This is a genomic window from Streptomyces chlorus (assembly GCF_042655885.1).
GTDB classification, from domain to species: domain Bacteria; phylum Actinomycetota; class Actinomycetes; order Streptomycetales; family Streptomycetaceae; genus Streptomyces; species Streptomyces chlorus.
The window spans coordinates 34,947-40,868 of record NZ_JBHSOA010000023.1 but is presented as its reverse complement, the minus strand read 5'-3'; the positions used below and the strand labels follow the sequence as shown (position 1 = coordinate 40,868).

The following is a 5,922-nucleotide window of genomic DNA, read 5'->3' as shown; positions in this document are numbered from 1 at the left end:
GATCCGATTTCCTCGGGGTTTCGCCTTCCGGGTTCCCGCTTTTCGCGTTTCCCTTTCCGGCGGGCCCGACTTTATCAGAGATTCTGAGTCGGTTTTCCCGCCCCTCCGGGGACTGGATCCGCTGCGCGAAGCAGGCGGGTTCCCGGTCGGTGGGAGGTGTAAACGTACTGGAGCGAGGCGCCCCGATGCAAATCGGGGTGCCCCGCTCCCAGTTCTGGTGTACGGACTGCCCTACAGGTCGTCAGACCTCCACGACCACGGGCAGGATCATCGGCCGGCGCCGGTAGGTGTCGGAGACCCACTTGCCCAGCGTGCGACGTACGAGCTGCTGCATCTGGTGCGCTTCGACGACGCCGTCCTGGGCGGACCGTTCCAGGACCTCAATGATCTTCGGCAGTACGGCGCTGAAGGCGGAGTCCTCGATACCGGAGCCGCGTGCCTGGATGTGCGGGCCGCCGGTGATCTTCCCGGTGGACGAGTCGAGCACCATGAAGACCGAGATGATGCCCTCGTCGCCGAGGATCTTGCGGTCCTTCAGGGCAGGCTCGCCGACGTCGCCGACGGAGAGGCCGTCCACGTAGACGTACCCGGCCTGGACCTTGCCGGAGATCTTCGCTCTGCCGTCGATCAGGTCGACGACGACTCCGTCCTCGGCGATGACGATGCGGTCGTGCGGGACCCCGGTCAGGGCGCCCAGCTCGGCGTTGGCTCGCAGGTGGCGCCATTCGCCGTGCACCGGCATCAGGTTCTTCGGGCGGCAGATGTTGTAGAAGTACAGCAGTTCACCGGCAGAGGCGTGGCCCGAGACGTGCACCTTGGCGTTGCCCTTGTGGACGACGTTGGCGCCCCAGCGGGTCAGGCCGTTGATGACGCGGTAGACCGCGTTCTCGTTGCCGGGGATGAGGGACGACGCGAGGATCACCGTGTCGCCCTGGACGATGCGGATCTGGTGATCGCGGTTGGCCATCCGGGACAGGGCTGCCATGGGTTCGCCCTGCGAGCCCGTGCACACCAGGACCACTTCGCTGTCCGGCAGGTCGTCCAGCGTCTTCACGTCGACGACCAGGCCCGGCGGAACCCTCAGATAGCCGAGGTCACGGGCGATGCCCATGTTGCGGACCATGGAGCGGCCGACGAAGGCGACCCGGCGGCCGTACTCGTGCGCCGCGTCCAGGATCTGCTGGATGCGATGGATGTGGCTGGCGAAGCTCGCCACGATGATCCGTTTGCGGGCGCCGGCAAAGACCTGGCGCAGGACGTTGGAGATGTCCCGTTCGGGCGGGACGAAGCCCGGGACCTCGGCGTTCGTCGAGTCGGACAGGAGGAGGTCGATGCCTTCCTCGCTGAGCCGGGCGAACGCGTGGAGGTCCGTGAGGCGGTTGTCCAGCGGGAGCTGGTCCATCTTGAAGTCGCCGGTGTGGACCACCATGCCCGCGGGCGTGCGGATCGCCACGGCGAGAGCGTCGGGGATCGAGTGGTTGACCGCGACGAACTCGCAGTCGAACGGGCCGATGCGCTCGCGGTGCCCCTCCGTCACCTCCAGGGTGTACGGACGGATGCGGTGCTCCTGGAGCTTCGCCTCGATGAAGGCGAGGGTCAGCTTGGAGCCGATCAGCGGGATGTCCGGCTTCTCGCGGAGCAGGAAGGGAACACCGCCGATGTGGTCCTCGTGACCATGGGTGAGGACGATGCCCTCGATGTCGTCGAGGCGGTCCCGGATGGACGTGAAGTCCGGCAGGATCAGGTCGATTCCGGGCTGCTCCTCCTCGGGGAAGAGCACGCCGCAGTCGACGATGAGTAGGCGGCCGCCGTACTCGAAGACCGTCATGTTGCGACCGATCTCACCGAGACCGCCGAGTGGGGTGACGCGCAGGCCGTTCGCGGGGAGCGGCGGCGGCGGGCCGAGTTCAGGATGCGGATGGCTCAAAAGACTCTCCTCACCACACGCGCCACGTCCCGGTGGGGCACGTGGCACGCGTGACGTTCGTACAGAAGCAGTTGTCGTTGTGGTGCGCGGGCACCCGTGGCCCGCCGCTTATTCAGTTGTGGAGTCAGGTTGCGCGAGCGGTCGCGCGAAGTCTGTTGTCAGAGCTGTACCCCGCCGGCGGCAAGATCGATCTTGAGCTGCTCGATCTCCTCCGGCGTGCACGCGGCCATGGGGGCGCGCAGGGGTCCGGCGGGCAGGCCCTGCAGGGCGAGCGCCGCCTTGGTGGTCATCACTCCCTGGGTACGGAACATACCCGTGTAGACGGGGAGCAGCTTCTGGTGGATCTCCGTGGCCTTCTGGACGTCCCCCGAGGTGTACGCCTCGACCAGGGCGCGCAGCTCGGGCGTGACGAGGTGACCGACGACCGAGACGAAGCCGACGGCGCCCACGGAGAGCAGCGGCAGGTTCAGCATGTCGTCGCCGGAGTACCAGGCGAGGCGCGAGCGGGCGATGGCCCAGCTGGCACGGCCGAGGTCGCCCTTGGCATCCTTGTTCGCGACGATCCGCGGGTGCTCGGCCAGGCGAACGAGTGTCTCGGTGTTGATCGGGACACCGCTGCGGCCGGGGATGTCGTAGAGCATGACCGGCAGCTCGGTGGTGTCGGCGATGGCCGTGAAGTGCTGGTACAGGCCTTCCTGCGGGGGCTTGTTGTAGTACGGGGTGACGATCAGCAGGCCGTGCGCGCCGGTGCGCTCCGCTGTGCGGGCCAGTTCGATGCTGTGACGGGTGTCGTTGGTACCGACCCCGGCCACCACGTGGGCGCGGTCTCCGACCGCCTCCAGGACCGCCCGTACGAGGTCCGCTTTCTCCGCGTTGCTGGTGGTGGGGGACTCGCCGGTGGTGCCGTTGATGATCAGGCCGTCGTTGCCTGCGTCCACCAGGTGGGTGGCGAGCCGCTGTGCGCCGTCGAGGTCGAGTGCGCCGTCCGCCGTGAAAGGCGTGACCATGGCGGTGAGGACCCTCCCGAAGGGGGTCTGCGGAGTGGAGGTCGGAGCCATGGGTTACACGCTACTCGTTGCTTGGGGCCGGGTCTGCCCTCGGGGGAGGCGACAAGTGGGGGCGAAGGGCGAGCCCGGCACTGCCTGCTCGGGGGTTCAGGCAGTGCCGGGCCCGTTTGATCAGGCTAGATGAACTAGTGGAAATACCGCAATCCGGACGCCTCGGAGGGCTGACCGTACATGCGTGCCCGACCGCGGTTCAGGGCCCGTCCCTGGGGCTACGGGGCTACGCGCCCGTTGGTGTTGAAGGCGGCGTGGGTGAGCGGCATGAGCCGGGCCCATTCGGCCTCCATCTTTTCGCCGACCATCTCGATCTCCCGTTGCGGGAAGGACGGCACCTTCGCCAGCTCGTGCTGGGTGCGCAGGCCGAGGAAGTGCATCAGCGAGCGTGCGTTGCACGTGGCGTACATCGAGGAGAAGAGACCGACCGGGAGGGTGGCGCGGGCGACCTCGCGGGCGACGCCGGCCGCGAGCATCTCCTGGTACGCGGCGTACGACTGCCGGTAGGACTCCTCCATGACGTCGGTGACAGCCTTGTACTGCTCGGGGGTGCCGTCGACGAACTCGTACTTGCCGGGGCGGCCCTGCTGGACCAGCTTGCGGTCCTCGCCGGGGACGTAGAAGACCGGCTGGAGCTCGCGGTAGCGCCCGGACTCCTCGTTGTACGAATTGTGTACGACAAAGCCGTCCGCGATGAAGTTGTGGTGCGGCGGCGGCATGGAGATGTCGTAGGTCATCTCCTCCCCGTCGGGGGCGACGGAGGCGACGCCCTCCCAGCGCACACCGTTCTGGAGGGCGCGGCGGCGCACTCCGATCGGCACGCCTTCGCCGTCGGTCTTCCGCTGGTGACACGACTTGCAAGCCGGTCGCAGGTTCGAGACGTCGAGCGACTTGGTCAGGTCGGCGTCCACGGGGATGACGTGGTCCAGCTCCAGGTCCTTCGCCTCGAACTTCTCCTCGCAGAGGTGGCAGAGGTCCATGGGCGCGATGAGATCGGCTCGCTGCTCGGTGGTCCAGATCTGGATCCCCTCGCGCAGGCGCTTCGGGATTCCGTCCCGCTCACCGACCCCCACCCGGCCAAGCCGCCCGACCCGGTCGCCGACGCGCAGGTCGCCGGCGCGGACCCAGCCTTCCGGCGTCCATACACGGTGGTCCGCGGTGCAACGCAGAACCTTGCCGTTGGTTGTCGAGACCTTGAGGATCGGCTTCACGCCGGACTCGAAGACGTCGACCATGCGCGCCTTTTCCGCCAGCCCGGTCTCCAGGTCGATGGTGTCGGCCAGGAGGTTCTGACAGGACTTCAGCCTGCGCGTGCGCCCCATCGAGTCGGGCACACCGATCTTCCAGTCCCGATGGATGTCCGCGATGCGCTTGGTCTTGCCGTTCTTGCTGGTGCCGACGCGGATCCTGGCGTCGCCCGGCAGGCACCAGCCGACCCGGTGGCGCATGAACTCGCGGAACACGAAGATCGGTGCGCTGATGAGGAAGGTCAGGGAGTTGTGCTCGAACGGGCTGCCGTGCCGGTCCCGCATCAGGTAGTTGATCAGGCCCTTGGAACGCTCCGGGTCCTTCTCCAGTTCCCCGATCGACTGCTCGCCGAGGGTCGATACACGGGCGGCGAACAGGACATCCGAGTCCGAGGCACTGGACTTCACCAGTTCGACGGTGACGTCACTCCGCAAGGTGACGTCGTCGGGTGTTGACGGCTGGGGATCGTTGGCGGAGGTCAAGAGGGTCCTTCCCGTCACATCACGGCTGCAGGTCGGCGACCACTCTACGGGGCGGCCGTCACGACAGGAGATGGGCCGTGCCGGGACGGATTTTCACTGTCTGGGCACCTTCTGCCGATGTCGTTCGTTTGTGTCGGTGAGAGCGGTTCGTTCGAGGTTCTCAGATTTCGAGGGGAGAAGTACCACTGATGTTCGGTCGACGGGAATCCGTGCCGTTCGCCTTCCTTTCCGACGGGTTCCGCAGCAATGTCACGCCCCCGCCGCGCGAGCGGGCTTCCGCCGGCGAGCTGGCCGGGCGCTGGCTGCTGGGGGTCTGCGTCGTGGCCGGGCTGGTGGGATCCCTGGTGATCGGGATGCCCGCGCTGTCCACGGACCAGTCGGCCACGGGGACCGAGCACTCAGAGGCGTCCGACAAACGCTGAACGCACGCCGGACGGACACCGGACCGGCCCCTCGGCTGCACACCGGCCGAGGATCCGGCCGCACTCCGAACCGCGCTCAGGGGCGGGGGGCCCGGCCCCAACCGGACCCCGAGAGTGGTGAGGGGTACCACGGATCGGTAGCCTCACCGGGCACTGCCCACGCATGGATCGAGTGAGGACCCAGCCGTGCCCCTGCCCTTCCTGACGGCCGACCGCGCCTTCGAGACGGCTGACGATGTCGCGCTGCCGTACAACGACCGTGACCGCTGGCGGCGCCCGTACCGGCCGGGTCCGTGGCGGGTGGGAGCGGCGGCGATACTGCTGCTGCTCGCCTCGTTCGTGCTGTTCTCGGCGGTGATCATCGCGGCTACGGCATCGCTGTCGTCGGCCGGTGTGGTCTTCGGGGTCGCACTGGTCGCCATCGTCGGTGCGCTGCGGTTGCTGCGCATGGGCGCGTGGGTGAGTGCCCATGGACTGCGGCAGGTGAGTCTGTTCACCACCCGTACGACGCCGTGGGACCAGATCGTCGCGGTGCGCACGGTGCAGCAGCCGGTGCGCTGGCTGGGGATGCCGCGGACGGTGCAGGGGCAGGCGCTGCTACTCGTCCGGCGGGGACGGTCGACGGCCCCCGTACCGCCGCTGCTGACCTCGCACAACGCGGACTTCCTGGGGCGGAACGTGGCCTTCGACCGGGCGGCCGACTCGGTGGAGGTCTGGGCCGACGAGTACCGGCGGGACTGAGCCGGACCGAACCGCTGCGCACACGCACGACCCGGGGTCCGGTC

General features: G+C 68.0%; 4 protein-coding genes and 2 pseudogenes. 2 read left to right on the top strand and 4 right to left on the bottom strand.

Annotation, left to right across the window (positions count from 1 at the left end; translation table 11 throughout):
* Positions 1-241 precede the first annotated feature (241 nt).
* The 4 genes and pseudogenes from ACFPZI_RS11425 to ACFPZI_RS37270 form a co-directional block, all read right to left on the bottom strand.
* Positions 242-1,927, bottom strand: a complete 1,686-nt coding sequence (locus ACFPZI_RS11425) for a ribonuclease J (protein WP_381361728.1) — start codon at positions 1,925-1,927, stop codon at positions 242-244.
* A gap of 158 nt (positions 1,928-2,085) precedes the next feature.
* Entirely contained in the window at positions 2,086-2,985 is a 900-nt protein-coding gene (dapA, locus tag ACFPZI_RS11420) for a 4-hydroxy-tetrahydrodipicolinate synthase (RefSeq protein ID WP_381361726.1), read from the bottom strand.
* Between the two features lie 218 nt (positions 2,986-3,203).
* Positions 3,204-3,647: pseudogene (gene thyX / locus ACFPZI_RS37275) on the bottom strand (FAD-dependent thymidylate synthase); the annotation flags it as partial.
* Positions 3,648-3,656: 9 nt separating this feature from the next.
* Positions 3,657-4,715 (bottom strand): annotated as a pseudogene (locus ACFPZI_RS37270) (FAD-dependent thymidylate synthase); the annotation flags it as partial.
* 188 nt (positions 4,716-4,903) lie between these two features.
* Between ACFPZI_RS37270 and ACFPZI_RS11405 the strand changes: the two are divergent.
* Together ACFPZI_RS11405 and ACFPZI_RS11400 are read left to right on the top strand one after the other, a co-directional pair.
* Positions 4,904-5,137, top strand: coding sequence for a hypothetical protein (locus ACFPZI_RS11405; protein ID WP_381361723.1), 234 nt, complete (start codon positions 4,904-4,906; stop codon positions 5,135-5,137).
* A gap of 186 nt (positions 5,138-5,323) precedes the next feature.
* On the top strand, positions 5,324-5,878 hold the full coding sequence (locus ACFPZI_RS11400; RefSeq protein WP_381361720.1) for a hypothetical protein: 555 nt from the start codon (positions 5,324-5,326) through the stop codon (positions 5,876-5,878).
* The last annotated feature ends 44 nt before the right edge of the window (positions 5,879-5,922 follow it).

Excerpts from the sequence above, each read along its gene's own strand:
- dapA (WP_381361726.1), bottom strand. The coding sequence starts at position 2,985 with ATGGCTCCGACCTCCACTCCGCAGACCCCCTTCGGGAGGGTCCTCACC.
- ACFPZI_RS11405 (WP_381361723.1), top strand. The coding sequence starts at position 4,904 with ATGTTCGGTCGACGGGAATCCGTGCCGTTCGCCTTCCTTTCCGACGGG.